The sequence below is a fragment of the Klebsiella sp. Q11 genome (assembly GCF_964241505.1).
In the GTDB taxonomy this organism is placed as follows: Bacteria; Pseudomonadota; Gammaproteobacteria; order Enterobacterales; family Enterobacteriaceae; genus Klebsiella; species Klebsiella michiganensis.
In genome coordinates this window covers 194,202-214,699 of record NZ_CAXSXW010000010.1, presented here as the reverse complement: position 1 = coordinate 214,699, position 20,498 = coordinate 194,202, and the positions used below count along the sequence as shown (strand labels likewise).

General features: G+C 57.9%; 17 protein-coding genes. 8 read left to right on the top strand and 9 right to left on the bottom strand.

Annotated features, from left to right (window positions below):
• The first annotated feature begins 4 nt into the window (after positions 1 to 4).
• From carB to folA, 5 genes are all read left to right on the top strand, one after another.
• The gene (gene carB, locus ACESQ2_RS18160; RefSeq protein ID WP_014837385.1) at positions 5 to 3,229 is read left to right on the top strand and encodes a carbamoyl-phosphate synthase large subunit; all 3,225 of its coding nucleotides are present in this window, start codon (positions 5 to 7) and stop codon (positions 3,227 to 3,229) included.
• A gap of 387 nt (positions 3,230 to 3,616) precedes the next feature.
• Positions 3,617 to 3,850 carry a YgdI/YgdR family lipoprotein gene (locus tag ACESQ2_RS18155; protein ID WP_014227888.1) on the top strand — a complete coding sequence of 78 codons (234 nt, stop codon included), beginning with the start codon at positions 3,617 to 3,619 and terminating at the stop codon, positions 3,848 to 3,850.
• A 149-nt stretch (positions 3,851 to 3,999) separates the two neighbouring features.
• On the top strand, positions 4,000 to 4,533 hold the full coding sequence (gene kefF, locus ACESQ2_RS18150; RefSeq protein ID WP_004098522.1) for a glutathione-regulated potassium-efflux system oxidoreductase KefF: 534 nt from the start codon (positions 4,000 to 4,002) through the stop codon (positions 4,531 to 4,533).
• Complete coding sequence (gene kefC, locus ACESQ2_RS18145) at positions 4,526 to 6,391, top strand: glutathione-regulated potassium-efflux system protein KefC (RefSeq protein WP_014227889.1); 1,866 nt, start codon at positions 4,526 to 4,528, stop codon at positions 6,389 to 6,391. The genes kefF and kefC overlap by 8 nt, the downstream gene beginning before the upstream one ends.
• A gap of 197 nt (positions 6,392 to 6,588) precedes the next feature.
• Positions 6,589 to 7,068: a type 3 dihydrofolate reductase gene (gene folA, locus ACESQ2_RS18140; RefSeq protein WP_004098524.1), complete on the top strand. Its 480-nt coding sequence runs from the start codon at positions 6,589 to 6,591 to the stop codon at positions 7,066 to 7,068.
• 40 nt (positions 7,069 to 7,108) lie between these two features.
• On the opposite strand, the gene apaH is transcribed toward folA, so the two are convergent.
• From apaH to lptD, 6 genes are all read right to left on the bottom strand, one after another.
• Positions 7,109 to 7,957, bottom strand: coding sequence for a bis(5'-nucleosyl)-tetraphosphatase (symmetrical) ApaH (apaH, locus tag ACESQ2_RS18135; protein WP_014227890.1), 849 nt, complete (start codon positions 7,955 to 7,957; stop codon positions 7,109 to 7,111).
• A 3-nt stretch (positions 7,958 to 7,960) separates the two neighbouring features.
• Positions 7,961 to 8,338: a Co2+/Mg2+ efflux protein ApaG gene (gene apaG, locus ACESQ2_RS18130; protein WP_004098526.1), complete on the bottom strand. Its 378-nt coding sequence runs from the start codon at positions 8,336 to 8,338 to the stop codon at positions 7,961 to 7,963.
• Between the two features lie 2 nt (positions 8,339 to 8,340).
• Positions 8,341 to 9,162, bottom strand: coding sequence for a 16S rRNA (adenine(1518)-N(6)/adenine(1519)-N(6))-dimethyltransferase RsmA (rsmA, locus tag ACESQ2_RS18125; protein ID WP_004098527.1), 822 nt, complete (start codon positions 9,160 to 9,162; stop codon positions 8,341 to 8,343).
• Positions 9,159 to 10,139 carry a 4-hydroxythreonine-4-phosphate dehydrogenase PdxA gene (gene pdxA / locus ACESQ2_RS18120; protein ID WP_014837386.1) on the bottom strand — a complete coding sequence of 327 codons (981 nt, stop codon included), beginning with the start codon at positions 10,137 to 10,139 and terminating at the stop codon, positions 9,159 to 9,161. Before pdxA ends, rsmA begins: the two co-directional genes overlap by 4 nt.
• Before the next feature lie 121 nt (positions 10,140 to 10,260).
• Positions 10,261 to 11,547, bottom strand: coding sequence for a peptidylprolyl isomerase SurA (gene surA / locus ACESQ2_RS18115; protein ID WP_004098530.1), 1,287 nt, complete (start codon positions 11,545 to 11,547; stop codon positions 10,261 to 10,263).
• Between the two features lie 53 nt (positions 11,548 to 11,600).
• Positions 11,601 to 13,943 (bottom strand): LPS assembly protein LptD, encoded by a 2,343-nt coding sequence (gene lptD, locus ACESQ2_RS18110; protein ID WP_014227893.1) that lies wholly within the window; start codon positions 13,941 to 13,943, stop codon positions 11,601 to 11,603.
• Between the two features lie 244 nt (positions 13,944 to 14,187).
• On the opposite strand from lptD, the gene djlA reads away from it, so the two are divergent.
• The gene (gene djlA / locus ACESQ2_RS18105) at positions 14,188 to 15,015 is read left to right on the top strand and encodes a co-chaperone DjlA (RefSeq protein ID WP_224260307.1); all 828 of its coding nucleotides are present in this window, start codon (positions 14,188 to 14,190) and stop codon (positions 15,013 to 15,015) included.
• A gap of 30 nt (positions 15,016 to 15,045) precedes the next feature.
• Here the strand turns inward: djlA and ACESQ2_RS18100 are convergent, their stop codons facing one another.
• Entirely contained in the window at positions 15,046 to 15,744 is a 699-nt protein-coding gene (locus ACESQ2_RS18100; RefSeq protein ID WP_046877813.1) for a response regulator, read from the bottom strand.
• A complete protein-coding gene (locus tag ACESQ2_RS18095; protein ID WP_014837388.1) occupies positions 15,734 to 17,359 on the bottom strand; it encodes a sensor histidine kinase in 1,626 nt (541 codons plus the stop codon). The genes ACESQ2_RS18100 and ACESQ2_RS18095 overlap by 11 nt, the downstream gene beginning before the upstream one ends.
• A 322-nt stretch (positions 17,360 to 17,681) precedes the next feature.
• Between ACESQ2_RS18095 and ACESQ2_RS18090 the strand changes: the two genes are divergently transcribed.
• A complete protein-coding gene (locus tag ACESQ2_RS18090; RefSeq protein ID WP_025106474.1) occupies positions 17,682 to 19,037 on the top strand; it encodes a 2-hydroxycarboxylate transporter family protein in 1,356 nt (451 codons plus the stop codon).
• A 168-nt stretch (positions 19,038 to 19,205) separates the two neighbouring features.
• The gene (gene citX, locus ACESQ2_RS18085) at positions 19,206 to 19,745 is read left to right on the top strand and encodes a citrate lyase holo-[acyl-carrier protein] synthase (protein WP_004098536.1); all 540 of its coding nucleotides are present in this window, start codon (positions 19,206 to 19,208) and stop codon (positions 19,743 to 19,745) included.
• Positions 19,746 to 19,826: 81 nt separating this feature from the next.
• Here citX and rluA read toward each other — a convergent pair whose 3' ends face one another.
• Complete coding sequence (rluA, locus tag ACESQ2_RS18080) at positions 19,827 to 20,486, bottom strand: bifunctional tRNA pseudouridine(32) synthase/23S rRNA pseudouridine(746) synthase RluA (RefSeq protein WP_373171047.1); 660 nt, start codon at positions 20,484 to 20,486, stop codon at positions 19,827 to 19,829.
• Between the last annotated feature and the right edge of the window lie 12 nt (positions 20,487 to 20,498).

Genomic DNA, 20,498 nt, shown 5'->3' with positions numbered 1-20,498 from the left:
AGCAATGCCAAAACGTACAGATATAAAAAGCATCCTGATTCTGGGCGCGGGCCCGATTGTTATCGGTCAGGCGTGTGAATTTGACTACTCCGGCGCCCAGGCGTGTAAAGCGCTGCGCGAAGAGGGCTACCGCGTCATTCTGGTGAACTCTAACCCGGCCACCATCATGACCGACCCGGAAATGGCCGATGCTACCTACATCGAGCCGATTCACTGGGAAGTGGTGCGCAAGATCATTGAGAAAGAGCGTCCGGATGCGGTTCTGCCGACCATGGGCGGCCAGACGGCGCTGAACTGCGCGCTGGAGCTGGAGCGTCAGGGCGTGCTGGCCGAGTTCGGCGTGACCATGATTGGCGCGACCGCCGACGCGATTGATAAAGCCGAAGACCGCCGCCGTTTCGACGTGGCGATGAAGAAAATCGGTCTCGATACCGCGCGTTCCGGTATCGCGCATACCATGGAAGAAGCGCTGGCGGTTGCCGCTGAAGTTGGCTTCCCGTGCATCATCCGTCCGTCCTTTACGATGGGCGGCACCGGCGGCGGTATCGCCTACAACCGCGAAGAGTTCGAAGAGATCTGCGAACGCGGTCTGGATCTCTCGCCGACCAACGAGCTGCTGATTGATGAATCGCTGATCGGCTGGAAAGAGTACGAGATGGAAGTGGTGCGTGATAAAAACGACAACTGCATCATCGTCTGCTCCATCGAAAACTTCGACGCGATGGGCATCCACACCGGCGACTCCATCACCGTGGCGCCGGCGCAGACCCTGACCGACAAAGAGTACCAAATCATGCGTAACGCCTCGATGGCGGTACTGCGTGAAATCGGCGTAGAAACCGGCGGCTCCAACGTTCAGTTCTCGGTGAACCCGAAAGATGGTCGCCTGATCGTTATCGAAATGAACCCGCGCGTCTCCCGCTCCTCGGCGCTGGCCTCGAAAGCCACCGGCTTCCCGATCGCTAAAGTGGCGGCGAAGCTGGCGGTTGGTTACACCCTTGATGAGCTGATGAACGATATCACCGGCGGCCGCACCCCGGCGTCGTTTGAGCCGTCCATCGACTACGTCGTGACCAAAATCCCACGCTTCAACTTTGAAAAATTCGTCGGCGCGAACGACCGTCTGACCACCCAGATGAAGTCGGTGGGCGAAGTGATGGCGATTGGCCGTACCCAGCAGGAGTCCCTGCAGAAAGCGCTGCGCGGCCTGGAAGTGGGCGCTACCGGTTTCGACCCGAAAGTGAGCCTCGATGACCCGGAAGCGCTGACCAAGATTCGCCGCGAGCTGAAAGATGCTGGCGCTGAGCGTATCTGGTACATCGCTGACGCTTTCCGCGCGGGCCTCTCCGTTGATGGCGTGTTCAACCTGACCAATATCGACCGCTGGTTCCTGGTGCAGATTGAAGAGCTGGTGCGTCTGGAAGAGAAAGTGGCTGAAGTCGGTATTACCGGCCTCGACGCCGACTTCCTGCGTCAGCTCAAGCGTAAAGGCTTTGCCGATGCGCGTCTGGCGAAGCTGGCTGGCGTGCGCGAAGCGGAAATCCGCAAGCTGCGCGACCAGTATGACCTGCACCCGGTCTACAAGCGCGTGGATACCTGCGCGGCGGAATTCGCTACCGACACCGCCTACATGTACTCCACTTATGAAGACGAGTGCGAAGCCAACCCGTCCGTTGACCGCGACAAAATCATGGTGCTCGGCGGCGGCCCGAACCGTATCGGCCAGGGCATCGAGTTCGACTACTGCTGCGTCCATGCCTCCCTGGCGCTGCGCGAAGACGGCTACGAGACCATTATGGTCAACTGTAACCCGGAAACCGTCTCTACCGACTACGACACCTCCGACCGCCTCTACTTTGAGCCGGTGACGCTGGAAGACGTGCTGGAAATCGTGCGCATTGAGAAGCCGAAAGGCGTTATCGTGCAGTACGGCGGCCAGACGCCGCTGAAGCTGGCGCGCGCGCTGGAAGCGGCAGGCGTGCCGGTTATCGGCACCAGCCCGGATGCTATCGACCGTGCGGAAGACCGCGAGCGCTTCCAGCACGCGGTTGACCGCCTGAAGCTGAAGCAGCCGGCGAACGCCACCGTGACCGCGATCGAAATGGCGGTCGAAAAGGCGAAAGAGATTGGCTACCCGCTGGTGGTGCGTCCGTCCTACGTTCTCGGCGGCCGCGCGATGGAAATCGTCTACGACGAAATCGACCTGCGTCGCTACTTCCAGACCGCCGTCAGCGTCTCTAACGATGCGCCGGTGCTGCTGGACCGCTTCCTTGACGATGCGGTTGAAGTCGACGTCGATGCGATCTGCGACGGCGAAATGGTGCTGATTGGCGGTATCATGGAGCATATTGAGCAGGCGGGCGTGCACTCCGGCGACTCCGCGTGTTCGCTGCCGGCCTACACCCTGAGCCAGGAAATTCAGGACGTGATGCGCGAGCAGGTGCAGAAGCTGGCCTTTGAGCTGCAGGTGCGCGGCCTGATGAACGTGCAGTTTGCGGTCAAAAACAACGAAGTCTACCTGATTGAAGTCAACCCGCGCGCGGCGCGTACCGTCCCGTTCGTCTCGAAAGCCACCGGCGTACCGCTGGCAAAAGTCGCGGCGCGCGTGATGGCGGGCAAAACGCTGGCTCAGCAGGGCGTCACGAAAGAGATCATCCCACCGTACTATTCGGTGAAAGAGGTGGTGCTGCCGTTTAACAAATTCCCGGGCGTCGACCCGCTGTTAGGGCCAGAAATGCGCTCTACCGGTGAAGTCATGGGCGTAGGCCGCACCTTCGCGGAAGCGTTCGCCAAGGCGCAGCTGGGCAGCAACTCGACGATGAAGAAACAGGGACGCGCGCTGCTCTCCGTTCGCGAAGGCGACAAAGAGCGCGTGGTGGATCTGGCGGCAAAACTGCTGAAGTTTGGTTTCGAGCTGGATGCGACCCACGGTACCGCGATTGTGCTGGGCGAAGCCGGCATCAACCCGCGTCTGGTGAACAAGGTGCATGAAGGCCGTCCGCACATTCAGGACCGCATCAAGAATGGCGAATACACCTACATCATCAACACCACCGCGGGCCGCCAGGCGATTGAAGACTCCAAGCTGATTCGCCGCAGCGCCCTGCAATACAAAGTGCACTACGACACCACGCTGAACGGCGGTTTCGCGACCGCAATGGCGCTGAATGCCAATGCGATGGAAAAAGTGACCTCGGTGCAGGAAATGCACGCGCAGATTAAAAAGTAATATTATCTGCCAGTAAAAGCGCCTCCGGTGGCCACGCCGGAGGCGCTTTTTTTTGCGTGACGATAAGCCTGGGCGGAATAAAGTGACGCTCCCCGCGGCGCTGAACGTCGAACAAAAACAGGGGGATCGGCGTTAACAGGCCACTTCGGAGAGTTCTGGTTTTCTCTCGCCGGACAGTCAGCTAGCCTAAAGTGGTTAGGGTGATAATGAATATGACTTAGAGCCTATCCCAGTAGGCGTTATTGGCGCAGCCAGTTTGGATACGGACAGCGCGGAGAAACCGGAGCGTACACGTAGTACGTGAGGATTTCGAGCACTGCCCAGGTCCAAAATGGCAAGTGAAATAGTCCTAATGGGATAGGCTCTTAATAACGGGAGAGAAACACCATGCACAACAAGCCCCTCACCGCTGCTATCTTCGCCGCTGCCGCACTTTTCACCGTGGCCGGCTGTTCATCTAATCAGTCGCTAAAAACGACCGACGGAAAAACCATTGTCACCGATGGCAAACCGCAGGTGGATGACGACACCGGCCTGGTGTCCTACAAAAACGCGGAAACCGGCCGCACCGAGCAGATCAATCGCGATCAGGTTAAGTCCATGGACGAACTGGATAACTAAGCGTTATCCACGGCCCCGTACCGCGGGGTCACGCCTGCCTGACCGATCCTCGCCCTGAACGAGAGATAAATCACACTTATCACTGTAAGCGGTTCGATTAACTGTCTACACTCTTGCTGATTACAACAAGAGCTAACGCAGGCTAATCAATGATCCTCATAATTTATGCGCACCCTTATCCGCAGCACTCGCATGCGAATAAGCGGATGCTTGAGCAGGCAGGGACGCTTGACGGCGTCGAGATACGCTCTCTCTATCAACTTTACCCCGATTTCAATATCGATATCGCTGCCGAGCAGGCGGCGCTGGCCCGTGCCGATCTGGTCATCTGGCAGCATCCGATGCAGTGGTACAGCGTGCCGCCGCTGCTCAAGCTGTGGATGGACAAAGTGCTGGCGCACGGCTGGGCATACGGGCACAACGGTATCGCGCTGCGCGGTAAATCGCTGATGTGGGCGGTGACCACCGGCGGCGGCGAAAGCCACTTTGATATTGGTTCCTTTCCCGGTTTCGACGTCCTGGCGCAGCCGCTGCAGGCGACCGCGCTGTATTGCGGCATGAAATGGCTGCCGCCGTTCGCGATGCATTGCACTTTTATCTGCGATGACGAAACCCTTCAGGCGCAGGCGCGCCACTACCGTCAACGTTTAATCGAATGGCAGGAGGCGCACAATAATGGATAGCCATACGCTGATACAGGCGCTGATCTATTTAGGATCCGCCGCGCTGATCGTGCCGATTGCCGTACGCCTTGGGCTGGGGTCGGTGCTCGGCTACCTAATTGCCGGCTGTATTATTGGCCCGTGGGGGCTGCGGCTGGTCACCGACGCCGAGTCGATTTTGCACTTCGCGGAAATCGGCGTGGTGCTGATGCTTTTCGTTATCGGTCTTGAGCTCGATCCCCAGAGGCTGTGGAAACTGCGCGCCTCGGTGTTCGGCGGCGGGGCGCTGCAGATGGTCGTCTGTGGCGTGCTGATTGGCCTGTTCTGCATGTCGCTGGGTCTGCGCTGGCAGGTTGCCGAGCTGATTGGTATGACCCTGGCGCTCTCCTCAACGGCGATCGCTATGCAGGCGATGAACGAACGTAACCTGACGGTTACCCAGCTGGGCCGCAGCGCCTTTGCGGTGCTGCTGTTCCAGGATATCGCGGCCATTCCTCTGGTGGCGATGATCCCGCTGCTGGCGGCGAGCGGCGGCTCGACGACGCTGGGCGCGTTTGCGCTCTCGGCCCTGAAAGTGGCGGGCGCGCTGGCGCTGGTGGTGGCGCTCGGACGCTATCTGACCCGGCCGATGCTGCGTTTTGTCGCGCGCTCCGGCCTGCGTGAAGTCTTCAGCGCCGTGGCGCTGTTCCTGGTGTTTGGCTTCGGGCTGCTGCTGGAAGAGGTCGGGCTGTCGATGGCGATGGGGGCCTTCCTCGCCGGCGTGCTGCTGGCGAGCTCGGAGTACCGCCACGCCCTGGAGAGCGATATTGAACCGTTTAAGGGCCTGCTGCTGGGGCTGTTTTTTATTGGCGTCGGGATGTCTATCGACTTCGGTACCCTGGTGACCCATCCGCTGCGGATCCTGATTCTGCTGGTGGGATTCCTGGTGATTAAATCCCTGATGCTGTGGCTGATCGCCCGGCCGTTAGGCGTTCCGCGCGCCCAGCGCCGCTGGTTTGCGGTGCTGCTGGGGCAGGGGAGCGAATTCGCCTTTGTGGTCTTCGGCGCGGCGCAGATGGCCGATGTCCTGGACGGCGAATGGGCGAAGGCGCTGACCCTCGCGGTGGCGCTATCAATGGCGGCCACGCCAATCCTGCTGGTGCTGCTGACCCGCCTGGAGAAATCCGCCAGCGGCCAGGAGCGCGAAGCCGATGAAATTGACGAAGAGCAGCCGCGGGTGATTATCGCCGGCTTTGGCCGTTACGGGCAGATCGCCGGCCGCGTACTGCTCTCCAGCGGGGTGAAGATGGTGATTCTCGATCACGATCCTGACCACGTCGACACCCTGCGTAAATTTGATATGAAGGTGTTCTACGGCGATGCGACGCGGGTGGACCTGCTGGAGTCGGCGGGGGCGGAAAAGGCGGAAGTGCTGATTAACGCCATCGACGATCCGCAGACGAACCTGCAGCTGGCGGAGCTGGCAAAAGAGCATTTCCCGCATCTGCAGATCATCTCCCGCGCCCGCGATGTCGATCATTACATCAAGCTGCGCCAGGCCGGGGTCGAAGCGCCGGAGCGTGAAACCTTCGAAGCGGCGCTGAAGTCCGGACGCATGACGCTGGAGGCGCTGGGCCTGGGCGCCTACGAGGCCCGCGAACGGGCCGATCTGTTCCGCCGTTTCAATCTGCAAATGGTGGAAGAGATGGTGGCGATGGCGGAAAACGACGCGGCTTCCCGGGTGGCGGTATTCAAGCGCACCAGCGATATGCTGACCGGCATTATCAACGAAGACCGCAATCATTTATCGCTGGTTCAGCGTCACGGCTGGCAAGGAACGGAAGAGGGACGGCATACCGGTGACATCGCCGATGAGCCGCAAAATAAGCCCTCGGCATAAGGGAGAATTCAGGGTGTTACGTTAGCTTTACAAGTAACATTTTGTTTTCAATTTAAATCCTGCCTGGCGGCTCACGGGGCTTACGTGGGCTCGCCAGCAAATCTTAAAATTTTCTGATTCTTTACTCTTCGCCCAGTCGACGAAGTATTACGCTTTCCGTATAGTGGCGACAATTTTTTGCATTCGGGAATTATTCAATGATCAGTCTGATTGCGGCGTTAGCGGTAGATCGCGTCATTGGTATGGAAAACGCCATGCCATGGAATCTGCCTGCCGATCTCGCCTGGTTTAAGCGCAATACCTTAAACAAACCGGTAGTGATGGGACGTCTTACCTGGGAATCCATCGGTCGTCCGTTACCGGGGCGTAAAAATATCGTGATTAGCAGCCAGCCCGGCACCGACGATCGCGTGCAGTGGGTCAAATCGGTAGATGAAGCCATTGCCGCCTGCGGCGACGTGGAAGAGATGATGGTGATCGGCGGCGGACGCGTGTACGAGCAGTTCCTGCCGAAAGCGCACAAGCTCTATCTGACCCATATTGATGCGGAAGTGGAAGGGGATACCCACTTCCCGGATTACGATCCGGATGAGTGGGAGTCGGTATTCAGCGAGTTCCACGATGCCGATGCGCAGAATTCCCATAGCTACTGCTTCGAGATTCTGGAGCGCCGCTAAGGTTTTCCCCGGTGACGTTCGCTCACCGGGGTGACTCTCTTCAGGAGGCGATCGCCTCGCCTTCATCAAGATTGCTCTGCCGGTTCGATCGCTGCGTGAAGTACGTTTTATCTTCCCAGCGCAGGCAGGTCAGATCGCCGCCCCAGCAGCAGCCGGTATCCAGCGCGTAAATCCCTTCCGGCGTGCCTTTCCCTTCCAGCGAAGCCCAATGACCGAAGGCAATGCTGTACTCGCTGGCCACCGGCCCGGGAATAGCAAACCACGGCTTGAGCGGCGCGGGCGCGTTTTCCGGCGCCTCCTTGGCGTACATATCCAGCTGCCCGTTCGGGAAGCAGTAGCGCATGCGGGTAAAGGCGTTGGAGATAAAGCGCAGGCGCGCCAGGCCGCTGAGTTCGTTGCTCCAGTTGTTCGGCATATCGCCGTACATCGCATCGAGGAAGAACGGATAGGAGTCGCTGGCAAGTACGGCTTCCACATCGCGGGCGCACTGTTTGGCGGTTTCCAGATCCCACTGCGGGGTGATCCCGGCATGGGCCATGACCAGCTTTTTCTCTTCATCGATTTGCATCATCGGCTGACGACGCAGCCAGTTGAGCAGATCGTCGGCATCCGGCGCCTCAAGCAGCGATTTCAGCCGATCTTTGGGTTTATTGCGGCTAATGCCCGCAAAGACCGCCAGCAGGTGCAGGTCATGATTGCCCAGAACGAGGCGTACGCTATCGCCAAGCTGTTTCACGAAACGCAGTACTTCGAGCGAACCGGGGCCGCGCGCGACCAGGTCGCCCGTGAGCCACAGCGTATCAGTCTCAGGGTTAAACTCCACCTGCTCTAATAATGCGATCAGTTCATCGTAGCAACCGTGAACGTCGCCAATAAGGTATGTAGACATGTTTTAATGGATGAGAGTGGGTACTGCGAGACGGAAAACAGGGATTTCGATGGTGAACGGCGCGCCGTTCACATCGATCATCGCATAATGTCCCTGCATGGTGCCCAGCGGCGTTTCAATGACCGCGCCGCTGGTATATTGATATTCGCCGCCGGCCGGAATATGCGGCTGCTCGCCGACCACGCCTTCACCCTGGACTTCGGTCTCACGACCGTGGCCGTTGGTGATAAGCCAGTAGCGGCCAAGAAGCTGAACCTGCGTCCGCCCCAAATTGCGAATGGTCACGGTATAAGCGAAGACGTAGCGCTCTTCTTGCGGAGAAGATTGCGATTCGATGTAGACGCTTTGCACCTGTACACAAACTCGGGGCGAATTAATCATGGTTAGCTCTCCTTGGTGGGCGCGTTCTCAGATAACCAGTTAGCTAGCTGACAGTACTGCGCTACGGAAATATTCTCTGCGCGCTTCGCCGGATCGATGCCCAGTTCGGTCAGAACCTCAACGCTGAACAGGTTGCCGAGACTGTTGCGGATCGTTTTCCGACGCTGGTTAAAGGCTTCCGTCGTGATACGGCTCAGTACGCGCACTTCTTTCACCGGATGCGGCAGCGTGCGGTAAGGCACCAGACGCACCACGGCGGAATCGACTTTAGGCGGCGGCGTAAAGGCGCTCGGCGGAACTTCAAGCACCGGAATGATCTGGCAGTAGTACTGCGCCATTACGCTTAACCGACCATACGCCTTACTGTTCGGCCCGGCAACCAGGCGATTGACGACCTCTTTTTGCAGCATAAAGTGCATATCGGCAATGGCATCAGTATAGCTGAACAGATGGAACATCAGCGGGGTCGAGATGTTGTACGGCAGGTTGCCGAATACGCGCAGCGGCTGGCCCATGCTCTGCGACAGCTCGCCGAAGTTCATGGTCATCGCGTCCTGCTGATAAATCGTCAGCTTAGGTCCGAGGAACGGATGCGTCTGCAGACGAGCGGCCAGGTCGCGGTCCAGCTCGATAACGGTGAGCTGGTCGAGGCGTTCACCGACCGGTTCGGTCAGCGCGGCGAGGCCGGGGCCGATTTCAACAATCGCCTGGCCTTTTTGTGGATTGATGGCCGAGACAATGCTGTCGATCACAAACTGATCGTTGAGAAAGTTTTGCCCGAAGCGTTTACGGGCTAAGTGGCCCTGATGGACTCGATTATTCATTGAGTATTAACAATCATTTTAATGGCGAGATTAAGCGCCGTGATAAAACTGCCGACTTCCGCTTTCCCCTGGCCCGCAAGTTCAAGCGCGGTGCCGTGGTCAACGGAAGTGCGAATAAATGGTAAACCGAGCGTAATGTTCACGCCGCGGCCAAAGCCCTGGTATTTTAGCACGGGCAGGCCCTGATCGTGATACATCGCGAGTACCGCATCGGCATGGTCGAGGTATTTCGGCTGAAACAGGGTATCCGCCGGCAGCGGGCCGCTGAGATTCATCCCCTTCGCGCGCATCTCTTCGAGCACCGGAATGATGGTATCGATCTCTTCCGTCCCCATATGGCCGCCTTCGCCCGCGTGCGGGTTCAGGCCGCAAACCAGCACGTGCGGGTTGCTGATACCAAATTTGGTGCGCAGATCGTGATCCAGGATAGTGATGATTTCCCGCAGCAGCTCAGGGGTAATCGCATCGCTTATCGCTTTTAGCGGCAGGTGAGTGGTCACCAGCGCCACGCGCAGCGCTTCGGTCGCCAGCATCATCACCACTTTACTGGCCTGCGAGCGCTCTTCAAAGAACTCGGTATGACCGGTAAAGGCGATCCCCGCATCGTTAATAATGCCCTTGTGCACCGGCCCGGTAATCAGCGCGGCGAATTCGCCGTTCAGGCAGCCATCGCAGGCGCGGGCCAGCGTTTCCACCACGTAGCTGCCGTTGCTGACGTTGAGCACGCCCGGTTCAACCGGCGCGTTGAGCGCGACGGGGAGAAGGGTCAGGGTGCCTGCACGCTGCGGCGTAGCGGGAGCGGTGGGGTTGTAAGGCAGAAGCGATAAAGGAAGACCGAGCAGGTTCGCCCGGTCAGACAGCAGAGCGCCATCGGCGCAGATCACCAGCTCTACCGGCCAGTCGCGCTGCGCAAGCTGCACAACGAGGTCGGGGCCAATCCCGGCGGGTTCACCGGGAGTGATAACAACTCGATTCATACACGTCATCCTTCAGGCGGTCTCTTACTGGCTGCGCTTCGTCGCCCCCGTCAGAGACCGGGGCGATTTGCTCAGCCGCCTCGATACACCCTGAGCGATGTTGTGTATGAGGCTAATGCAATTAGTTGCTCAGAACCTTCACGTAGGCGCTGGCGCGCTGTTCCTGCATCCAGGTCGCCGCTTCTTCAGAGAACTTACGGTTCATCAGCATGCGGTAAGCGCGATCTTTCTGCGCGGCGTCGGTTCTGTCGACGTTGCGGGTATCCAGCAGCTCAATCAGGTGCCAGCCGAAGGAGGAGTGAACCGGAGCGCTGGTCTGGCCTTTATTGAGGCGCAGAATGGCGTCGCGGAAGGCCGGATCGAAGATATCCGGCGTCGCCCAGCCTAAATCACCGCCCTGGTTGGCAGAGCCCGGATCTTCAGAGAACTCTTTTGCCGCTTTGGCAAAGGTGGTTTTTCCACTCTTAATATCCGCCGCGATCTGCTCCAGCTTCGCCCGAGCCTGATCGTCGTTCATGATCGGCGACGGTTTCAGCAGGATATGGCGAGCGTGAACTTCGGTCACGGAGATGTTCTGGCTGCCGCCGCGCATATCGTTAATTTTCAGGATATGGAAGCCCACGCCGGAACGTATCGGGCCGACGATATCGCCTTTTTTCGCGGTGCTCAGCGCCTGGGCGAAGATGCCCGGCAGTTCCTGAATCCGGCCCCAGCCCATCTGGCCGCCTTTCAGCGCCTGCTGGTCGGCAGAGTAGGTGATAGCCAGTTTGCCAAAGTCCGCGCCGCTGCGCGCCTGCTGAACCACTGAATTGGCCTGATCCTGAGCCTCGGCCACCTGCTCGGACGTTGGGTTTTCCGGCAGCGGGATCAGTATGTGGCTGAGATTCAGCTCGGTGCTGGCGTCGTTCTGATCGCCAATCTGTTTGGCCAGGGTTTCAACTTCCTGCGGCAGAACGGTGATACGACGACGGACTTCGTTGTTACGTACTTCCGAAATCAGCATCTCTTTACGAATCTGATTACGGTAGGTGCTGTAGTTGATACCGTCATAGGCCAGACGGCTGCGCATCTGATCCATGGTCATGTTGTTTTGTTTGGCGATGTTGGCGATGGCCTGGTCGAGCTGATCGTCAGAGATCTTCACGCCCATTTTCTGGCCCATCTGCAGGACAATCTGGTCCATGATCAGACGCTCAAGGATCTGATGACGCAGGGTGGCGTCATCCGGCAGCTGCTGCCCGGCCTGGCCGGCGTTCAGTTTTACCGATTGCATCAAGCCATCGACGTCGCTTTCAAGAACAACGCCATTATTGACGACAGCCGCTACTTTATCGACAACCTGTGGGGCAGCGAAACTGGTATTCGCGATCATGGCGATACCGAGAAGCAGCGTTTTCCAGTTCTTCATACTTTTTCCATTTCAATTAACCGCAATTGCGGATTACGTGTAAACCAGCCACATCACAGGGAGCTCTGGTACGGTAAAATGTTCGAACGCAGCATCTGCTGGGTGCCGAGACCGTAGTTGGAGCTCAGGCCGCGCAGCTCAATGTTAAAGCCGAAGGTGTTGTCGTATTTGCTTTCGCTGCTGCTGTTATCCCAGCCGTTGATCTTACGTTCATAGCCGACGCGGATAGCGTAGCAGCAGGAGCTATACTGAACCCCTAACATCTGGTTCGCTGACTTTCTGGTATTCGTGTCGTAGTAATACGCGCCGACGACTGCCCAACGATCGACGATTGGCCAGCTGGCGGTCATCCCCACCTGCGAGATACCATCTTTGTACTGCTTAGCGGTGGAATAAGACGGCAGGGTCGCCTGAATGTATTCCGGGCTCGCATAACGATAGTTAAGTTGTACTAAACGGTTTTCGTCGCGACGATATTCCACGGTTCCGCTGCCGGTTGCGACGTTATCCAGACGCGTATCGTACTGAATTCCCCCGCGTAAACCCCAGTCATCGGCGATGCGCCAGTAGGTATCGCCAGCCCATACCAGTGAACCTCGCGTGTCGTTGTTCTCCCAGTTGATGTTGTCGTCACCGGTACGTGCCTCGGTGAAATAGTAGATTTGACCAACGGAAATATTAAAACGTTCAACGGCGGCGGCATCATAAACGCGAGATGTGACGCCGGTGGAGACCTGGTTGGCGGAAGCGATACGGTCGAGGCCGCTATAGGTACGGTCGCGGAACAGGCCGCTATAGTCCGACTGCAGCAGGGTTGAGTCGTAGCTGCCGATCTTGCTCTGGTCACGATAGGGGATATACAGATACTGCATCCGCGGTTCAAGCGTCTGGGTATAGTTCTCCTGCATATCGCGCTCGAAAACCATTTTACCATCGACTTTAAACTGCGGCATGACGCGGTTAACGGAGTCTTTGTAATCGGTACCGTTGGCCGCGTTGTAGTCATCAAGGTTGCTTTGCTGGTAATGGGTTGCCAGCAGTTTTGCCTCAGTATTGATGCTTCCCCAGCCGTTAGACAGCGGCAGATTGATGGTTGGCTCGAAGTGAACGCGCGTTGCTTCCGGCATTCTGCTGTTCGAGTTAACAAAATGCACCGCCTGGCCATAAAGATGGGTATCAAACGGGCCGACATCGTTCTGGTAGTAGTTCACGTCCAGCTGCGGCTCGGCGGAATAGGCGTTGCTTGAGTCGCGGTTAAAGACCTGGAACTGCTTGGTCGATACGGTGGCGTCAAAGTTCTGATTCGCGTAGCCGGCGCTGAGCTTCTGCGTCGCGTAGCCATCGGTACTGGAACCGTATTTAGAGCTGAAGTCGTTAAAGTAGTCCGGGTCGCTGACTTTGGTATAGTCGGCGTTGAAGCGCCACACCTGGTCTACGACGCCAGAATGGTTCCAGTAGAACAGCCAGCGGCGGCTATTACTGTCGCCGGAGTGATCGTCCTGGTAAATTTTATCCGAAGGCAGGTAGTCGAACTCGATTAGGCCGGTTCCTGCTTTGGTCAGATAGCGGAATTCGTTCTCCCACATGACGCCGCCGCGCTTGCTCATATAGTGCGGCGTCAGCGTGGCGTCGAAGTTCGGGGCGATGTTCCAGTAGTAAGGAAGATAGAACTCGACGCCGTTTTTGGTGCTGTATTTGGCGTTGGGGATCAGGAAGCCCGAACGACGCTTGTCGCCCACCGGCAGCTGCAGGTAGGGACTATAAAAAATCGGTACGGAACCGAGCTTGAAGCGGGCGTTCCAGATCTCAGCGACCTGTTCTTCGCGGTCGTGGATGACTTCACTGCCGACCACGCTCCAGGTGTCAGAGCCCGGCAGACAGGAGGTGAAGCTGCCGTTTTCTAAGATGGTATAGCGGTTTTCACCGCGCTGTTTCATCAGGTCAGCGGTACCGCGCCCCTGACGGCCAACCATTTGGTAATCGCCCTGCCAGACGTTGGTATCTTTGGTGTTCAGATTCGACCAGGCTTTCGGCCCTTTGAGGATCACCTGATTGTCATCATAGTGAACGTTGCCGAGGGCGTCGACCGTGCGCACCGGCTGCGGCTGGCCCGCGGCCTGCTGCTGATGAAGCTGCACTTCATCGGCCTGCAGTCGGCTGTTCCCCTGATTGATATCAACGTTGCCGGTAAATACGGCGTTATCAGGATAGTTGCCTTTCGCATGATCGGCATCGATCGTCACCGGCAGGTCGTTGGGTTTCCCTTCAACCAAAGGACGATTGTAGCTTGGTACGCCAAGCATACACTGCGTGGCGAGATCGGCAGCGAGGCCCTGCTGGCTATACAAGGCGCTGGCAATCATGGTGGCCAGGAGGCTGGGAATACGTTTTTTCATACGTTGTATTTGTTGTTCCGTCATCGTGTGGCAGCGGCTTGCAAACGGTCAGAGCCTAACGTACTCGTCTAAATCGCGCTAGTGTTAATCCTGCCCGTTTCGAGCCCGAGCGTTAGGCACCGTGTAGAATGACGAGTATGATAAAGCAAATTATAGGCTATGTCCCACAATTGACCGAGGCGTAAACGCTTTGTAACGTGCGGTCAGATATAGCTTAACTGGCGGCAGAGAGATTGGGGAGTCTATGCAGTATTTGGGTAAAATAATTGGCGTTGCGGTTGCGTTGATGATGGGCGGCGGCTTTTGGGGCGTGGTGCTGGGCTTCTTAATCGGGCATATGTTTGACCGCGCGCGCAGCCGCCGGCTGAACGTCTTTGCCAATCAGCAGGAGCGCCAGTCGCTGTTTTTCTCGACGACGTTTGAAGTGATGGGGCATCTGACCAAATCGAAAGGGCGCGTTACCGAAGTCGATATTCAGGTCGCCAATTTGCTGATGGATCGCATGAACCTGCACGGCGAAGCGCGTACCGCGGCCCAGCACGCGTTTCGCGTAGGGAAATCAGATGATTACCCGCTGCGGGAGAAAATGCGCCAGCTGCGCAGCGTCTGCTTTGGGCGTTTTGATTTAATTCGGATGTTTCTGGAAATTCAGCTGCAGGCGGCTTTCGCCGACGGCGAACTGCATCCCAACGAACGTGACGTGCTGTTTGTGATTGCCGACGAGCTGGGCATCTCCCGCGCTCAGTTCGAACAGTTCCTGCGCATGATGCAGGGCGGGGCGCAGTTTGGCGGCGGTTCGCAGCAGCAATCTTACGGCCAGCGCGGCGGCAACGCCGGCTGGCAGCAGGCGCAGCGCGGGCCAACCCTTGAAGATGCCTGCAATGTGCTGGGCGTCAAAGCGACCGACGATGCCGCCACCGTCAAGCGCGCCTATCGTAAGCTGATGAGCGAGCACCATCCGGATAAGCTGGTGGCGAAAGGGCTACCGCCGGAAATGATGGAGATGGCTAAGCAGAAAGCGCAGGAGATCCAGAAAGCCTGGGAGCTGATTAAAGAGCAGCGCGGCTTCTGAACGACCGGCCTCTCCCGGGCGGGAGAGGCGTCACGATGCGCCGGCGGCGCGGCGGTACATACGCCGCGGATGGCCAATCTTGCCGTACAGCATTTCCACCTCCAGAAAGCCGATTTCCACGCAGTGCTCCAGATAGCGACGAGCAGTGGTTTTGCTCAAGCCAGCCTCGTTCACCACGTCATCAACCGAAAAGCAGCGCTCTTCTTCGCCGGTAAACAGGCTCTGCACCAGCGCCAGCGTTTTTTCTTCAATGCCTTTACTGCCGCTATCGGCTCGGTAGTTTTTAGCCTGCAGCTGATACAGCGAATCCACGTTCTGCTGGTCGACGATCTTCCATTCGCGCTGCTGATCGTAGAACTGCACGAACCGTTCAAGGGACTGGCTCAGGCGCTTCCATGATACCGGCTTAAGAATGTAGTCGAAGGCGCCGTTGCGGATTGCCTGGCTACAGGTTTCCATATCGCTGGCGGCGGTGATAAAGATCACCGAGCAGTTAGCATGGGCCATAATAGGGTCGTTCATCAGGGTGACCCCTTTGCCGTCCGGCAGGTAGTTATCCAGCAGCACCAGCTGCGGCGGTCTGGCGTTGAGTATCTGCCGCGCCTGGGCGAGAGAGGCCGCCGTGCCGGTCAGCCGCATGCGCGGGTGTTTCTGGATAAGCTCGGCGTGCAGCCGCGCCAGTTCGCTTTCATCTTCAACGATCAGGACATCGACCAGGTCATGATGCATAGTGCGTCTCTTCTTGCGGATGGGCTGGCCCGCTGGCGGGAATAAACAGCGTGAAAATCGCCCCGCGCGGCGCGTTGTCGGCCACTTCAATCGTGCCGCCAGCCTGGGTAACGTAGCGCTCAATAAGATACAGTCCAATACCGTGATCGCCGCGGGTTTTGGTGGTGACGCCGCGCTCAAATATATGCTCGCGGATCTCCGGACGAATACCGACGCCGCGATCGGCGACTTCAATCATTAATTCCCGGGCGTTGAGCTGAATCAGGATCTCGACCGGTTCGTGCGGCAGTTCAGCGCGCTGGGTGGCTTCAATGGCGTTATCCAGCAGATTACCGATGATAGAGATAAGCTCGGACTCCATCAACGACGGCAGCGGGCGGTCGATGCGGCAGGCCGGGTCAAAGCTCAGCTCAACCCCTTTTTCCCGCGCGCGGGCGGCTTTACCCAGCAGCAGGCCGCACAGCGTCGGCGAATTAAAGTGCGATGAAATAAAGTCCAGCAGCTCCTGGGCATGCTCCGACTGCGCCTGAATATAGCGAATCGCCTCATCATAGTGGCCCATATGCAGCAGGCCGGAGAGGGTCGTCATCCGGTTGAGCTGTTCATGGCGCATGATGCGCAGATTATCAACGTAGCGTTTTACCTGGCTGAGCTGGGCGCTCAGGGAGTTGATTTCATCGCGGTCGCGGAAGGTGATCACCCAGCCCTGGAGCGCATTCTCCAGCATGATTCGCACCCGGCTGGCGAGTACCGTCAGCTGATTAAAACGGCACAGCTCGTCGTGGGTATCGCTTTCGAACATCTCTCCGCCGGCGAAAAACGGCTGCGGCGTAATGACGCTATCGATAGACTTACCGCGCAGCTGGTGCGCGGGCTGGCTCAGTCCGAGCAGGCTGCGGGCGGCGTGGTTTATCACTTCAATACGCCGGTGATGGTCAATCACAATCACCCCTTCGTATATCGACTCCATCATCGCTTTTTGCTGACGCACCAGCAGGCCGATTTCGCGCGGCTCCAGCGAGAAAATTTGTTTCTTAATGCTGCGGGTGAAGTACCAGGAGAAGATAAACAGCGCGATAAGCAGCAGCACCGCGGCGATGAAGATATTGATGACTTTTGCCAGCGTAATGCTGTCGAGATAGCTGGTGAGATAGCCGACGGAGACAATGCCAACGACCCGACCCGCGTCATCGAAAATGGGCGCTTTGCTGCGCAGGGAAATACCGAGTCCTCCTTTGCGGATGGTGGTCGTGCTTTTCCCCTCAAGTACCGGCTGGTTATCGCCGCCAACCAGCCGCGTGCCGACCCACTCCGGATGGACAGAGTGAAACAGATGCACGCCCCGCTTATCGCCAATGACGATAAAACTGGCGTCGCTGTGGGCGGCGATATTTTGCATAAAAGGCTTTATCGCCAGCGCGTCTTCACGCGCCACCTGCTGACGTAAATCCGGCATCAGCGCGATTTCTTCTGCCTGTATTTTCGCGCGGGCGCTCATTTCCTGATAAAGCTGATGGCTGGCGTCGAAATAGTAATACACGCCCAGCAGCGCAAACAGCACTGAGAAAAAAGCGACCAGCGAAATGAACAGCTTAAACTGAAATGAAACCTTCATAAGTATAATGCACAGTATCAGGGATACGGCAGCGTATCATTTTTTCGCTGCCGGCATCGTGGCTGAGGGAAACCGGTGAACGTCACAAGAGCGTCCGGGAACCAGAATTATCCGCTGGCGGGGAATTTATCAAGGTTAATCAGGCGCTGGATTTAAAAACCTTAAAAACCACGACAATAAATCAGAGCGGTTTCACAATAATAATAGAAACCATAAAAACCATAGTGACCATTAAAACTTCTTTTTTAATCTGCCGATCCTCACATTAACTCCGCACGTGGCCCTCTAACCTGAAAAGTAATAATAACCAGAGGGCTTAATTATGAGCACCACAGACAATGCATTCTCTGCAACCATCGACCCTATTAATACGCCGAAACCCGCGCTTAAGCAGCGCTGGTGGCATATTCTCGATAACTGGAAAGTCGGTATTATCCCGCTGCCGCTCTTTTTGCTGGCTGGCGGCCTGATCGCGCTGGACTGCCTGGGCGGCAAGCTGCCGAGCGATATCGTCGTGATGGTAGCGACGCTGGCCTTTTTCGGCTTTGCCTGCGGCGAATTTGGTAAACGGCTGCCGGTACTCGGCAAGCTCGGCGCGGCGGCCATCTGCGCGACCTTTATCCCTTCTGCGCTGGTGCATTACGGCCTGCTGCCGGAGGTGGTAGTGGAGTCGACCACCAAATTCTACAAGTCGACCAACATTCTTTATCTTTATATCTGCTGCATTATCGTCGGCAGCATTATGAGCATGAACCGCACCACGCTGATTCAGGGCTTTCTGCGGATTTTCTTCCCGATGCTGTGCGGCGAAATCGTCGGCATGGTGGTCGGCGTCGGCGTCGGTACCGCGCTGGGGCTGGAGCCGTTTCAGGTGTTCTTCTTTATCGTCCTGCCGATCATGGCCGGTGGCGTCGGCGAGGGGGCGATCCCGCTGTCGATTGGTTACGCCGCGCTGATGCATATGGATCAGGGCGTGGCGCTTGGGCGCGTGCTGCCGATGGTGATGCTGGGCAGCCTGACGGCGATCGTTATCTCCGGCTGTTTGAACCAGCTGGGCAAGCGTTTCCCGCATTTGACCGGTGAGGGGCAGCTGATGCCGAACCGCCGCAACGAGACGCATCGCGAAACGCCCGTCGAGGGCAAAATGGACGTGACAACGCTGGCCTCCGGCGCGCTGCTGGCGGTGCTGCTCTATATGCTGGGTATGCTGGGGCAGAAGACCATCGGCCTGCCCGCGCCGGTGGGCATGCTGTTCCTCGCGGTGCTGCTGAAGCTGGTGAACGGCGTCTCTCCGCGCCTGCAGGAGGGCTCGCAGATGGTGTATAAGTTCTTCCGTACGGCGGTCACCTATCCGATTCTGTTTGCCGTCGGCGTGGCGATCACTCCGTGGCAGGAGCTGGTCAACGCCTTTACCGTGACCAATTTGCTGGTGATTATCAGCACCGTAACGGCGCTGGTGGCGACCGGTTTCCTGGTCGGCAAAAAGATTGGCATGTACCCGATTGACGTGGCGATTGTCTCCTGCTGCCAGAGCGGTCAGGGCGGTACCGGTGACGTGGCGATTCTGACCTCCGGCAACCGCATGAACCTGATGCCGTTCGCGCAGATCGCAACCCGGATCGGCGGCGCGATTAATGTTTCGCTGGGTCTGCTGTTCCTCAGTCACTTTCTGGCCTGATTTAACTTTTTTATAACCGCTAAGTCTGCTTTTTCGTGCTAAATGGCGCAGAAAATATCTGCGCCCCGTCTCCAAAACAGGGATCGTTTAGCGATACAATCAGCGCCATTATTCGCGACTGCGACGGCAGCCTGTCCGCTGCCTTTTATTAAGTGAGGAGAGAAACAAATGTCAGTGGATACTCTCGCCCGTGAGGGCGTAAGCATGGAAGCGCTGCTGGCGGCGAAAGAGCAGCGCGCCGCGCGCCAGGCCGACTGGTTAGCCCATTATCAGCGGCCGGTGATTTCGCTGACCCTGGTGACGCCGGGCGCGGTGAAAGACAGCATTCGCTACCGTAATATGATGGGGGTGGCGCTGCAGGCCTGCGATCAGATGCTGTGGAAACACCGCTGGCAGACGCTGGATCGCCAGGTGCTGTGGCTGCCGACCGGGCCGGAAGCGCTGTGGTGCGTCGATCACGCCGCCAGTGAAATCAAAGCCTTCTGTACCGATCTTGAGCATACCCATCCGCTGGGCCGCCTGTGGGATATTGACGTCATTTGCCCGAAAAATGGCCTGGTTGGCCGTCAGTCAATGGGGGAGAACCAGCGCCGCTGCCTGCTGTGCGACGAGCCCGCGCACGCCTGCGCGCGCAGCCGCCGTCATGACACCGGGCAGGTTGTGGCCCGCGTTGAGCAGATGATTGATGCGTGGTTTGCCCGCGACTGACGCCCGTTTTCCGCGGCATTGATGAGCGAGGAGTAGCCCGGGTGAGCCGCTGGCGGCACGACCCGGGACAGAGAGGTACGGTCAGAAGTCGATCGGCGCGCGAAACGTCATCGTATTACCGAAAGCGGGGTGGGTGATGGTCAGCGTTTCGGCGTGCAGCAGCAGACGAGGCGCCATGGCCAGCGCTTCCGGCGACGCATAAAAGCGGTCGCCAAGAATCGGATGGCCCAGCGCCAGCATATGCACGCGCAGCTGATGCGAACGCCCGGTAATCGGCTTCAGGCGCACGCGGGCGGTGTTGTCCACCGCCAACTCCAGCACTTCATACTCGGTTTGTGCCGCTTTGCCGGTTTCGTAACACACCTTCTGCTTTGGCCGGTTCGGCCAGTCGCAAATCAGCGGTAAATCCACCAGACCCTCGGCTTTTTCCGGATGCCCCCAGACGCGGGCGACGTACTGCTTTTTCGGCTCGCGTTCGCGGAACTGCCGCTTAAGCTCGCGCTCTGCCGCTTTGGTCAGGGCTACCACAATCACGCCGCTGGTCGCCATATCCAGCCGGTGCACCGACTCGGCCTGCGGGAAATCGCGCTGAATGCGCGTCATCACGCTGTCCTTGTGCTCAGCCAGCCGGCCCGGTACGGACAACAGGCCGCTTGGCTTGTTGACCACCATAATGTGCTCATCCTGGTAGAGGATAACCAGCCAGGGATCCTGCGGCGGATTGTAGTTTTCCATCGCCATATTCGCGTTCCG

Excerpts from the sequence above, each read along its gene's own strand:
- carB (WP_014837385.1), top strand. The coding sequence starts at position 5 with ATGCCAAAACGTACAGATATAAAAAGCATCCTGATTCTGGGCGCGGGC.
- ACESQ2_RS18155 (WP_014227888.1), top strand. The coding sequence starts at position 3,617 with ATGCACAACAAGCCCCTCACCGCTGCTATCTTCGCCGCTGCCGCACTT.
- kefF (WP_004098522.1), top strand. The coding sequence starts at position 4,000 with ATGATCCTCATAATTTATGCGCACCCTTATCCGCAGCACTCGCATGCG.
- kefC (WP_014227889.1), top strand. The coding sequence starts at position 4,526 with ATGGATAGCCATACGCTGATACAGGCGCTGATCTATTTAGGATCCGCC.
- folA (WP_004098524.1), top strand. The coding sequence starts at position 6,589 with ATGATCAGTCTGATTGCGGCGTTAGCGGTAGATCGCGTCATTGGTATG.
- apaH (WP_014227890.1), bottom strand. The coding sequence starts at position 7,957 with ATGTCTACATACCTTATTGGCGACGTTCACGGTTGCTACGATGAACTG.
- apaG (WP_004098526.1), bottom strand. The coding sequence starts at position 8,338 with ATGATTAATTCGCCCCGAGTTTGTGTACAGGTGCAAAGCGTCTACATC.
- rsmA (WP_004098527.1), bottom strand. The coding sequence starts at position 9,162 with ATGAATAATCGAGTCCATCAGGGCCACTTAGCCCGTAAACGCTTCGGG.
- pdxA (WP_014837386.1), bottom strand. The coding sequence starts at position 10,139 with ATGAATCGAGTTGTTATCACTCCCGGTGAACCCGCCGGGATTGGCCCC.
- surA (WP_004098530.1), bottom strand. The coding sequence starts at position 11,547 with ATGAAGAACTGGAAAACGCTGCTTCTCGGTATCGCCATGATCGCGAAT.
- lptD (WP_014227893.1), bottom strand. The coding sequence starts at position 13,943 with ATGAAAAAACGTATTCCCAGCCTCCTGGCCACCATGATTGCCAGCGCC.
- djlA (WP_224260307.1), top strand. The coding sequence starts at position 14,188 with ATGCAGTATTTGGGTAAAATAATTGGCGTTGCGGTTGCGTTGATGATG.
- ACESQ2_RS18100 (WP_046877813.1), bottom strand. The coding sequence starts at position 15,744 with ATGCATCATGACCTGGTCGATGTCCTGATCGTTGAAGATGAAAGCGAA.
- ACESQ2_RS18095 (WP_014837388.1), bottom strand. The coding sequence starts at position 17,359 with ATGAAGGTTTCATTTCAGTTTAAGCTGTTCATTTCGCTGGTCGCTTTT.
- ACESQ2_RS18090 (WP_025106474.1), top strand. The coding sequence starts at position 17,682 with ATGAGCACCACAGACAATGCATTCTCTGCAACCATCGACCCTATTAAT.
- citX (WP_004098536.1), top strand. The coding sequence starts at position 19,206 with ATGTCAGTGGATACTCTCGCCCGTGAGGGCGTAAGCATGGAAGCGCTG.
- rluA (WP_373171047.1), bottom strand. The coding sequence starts at position 20,486 with ATGGCGATGGAAAACTACAATCCGCCGCAGGATCCCTGGCTGGTTATC.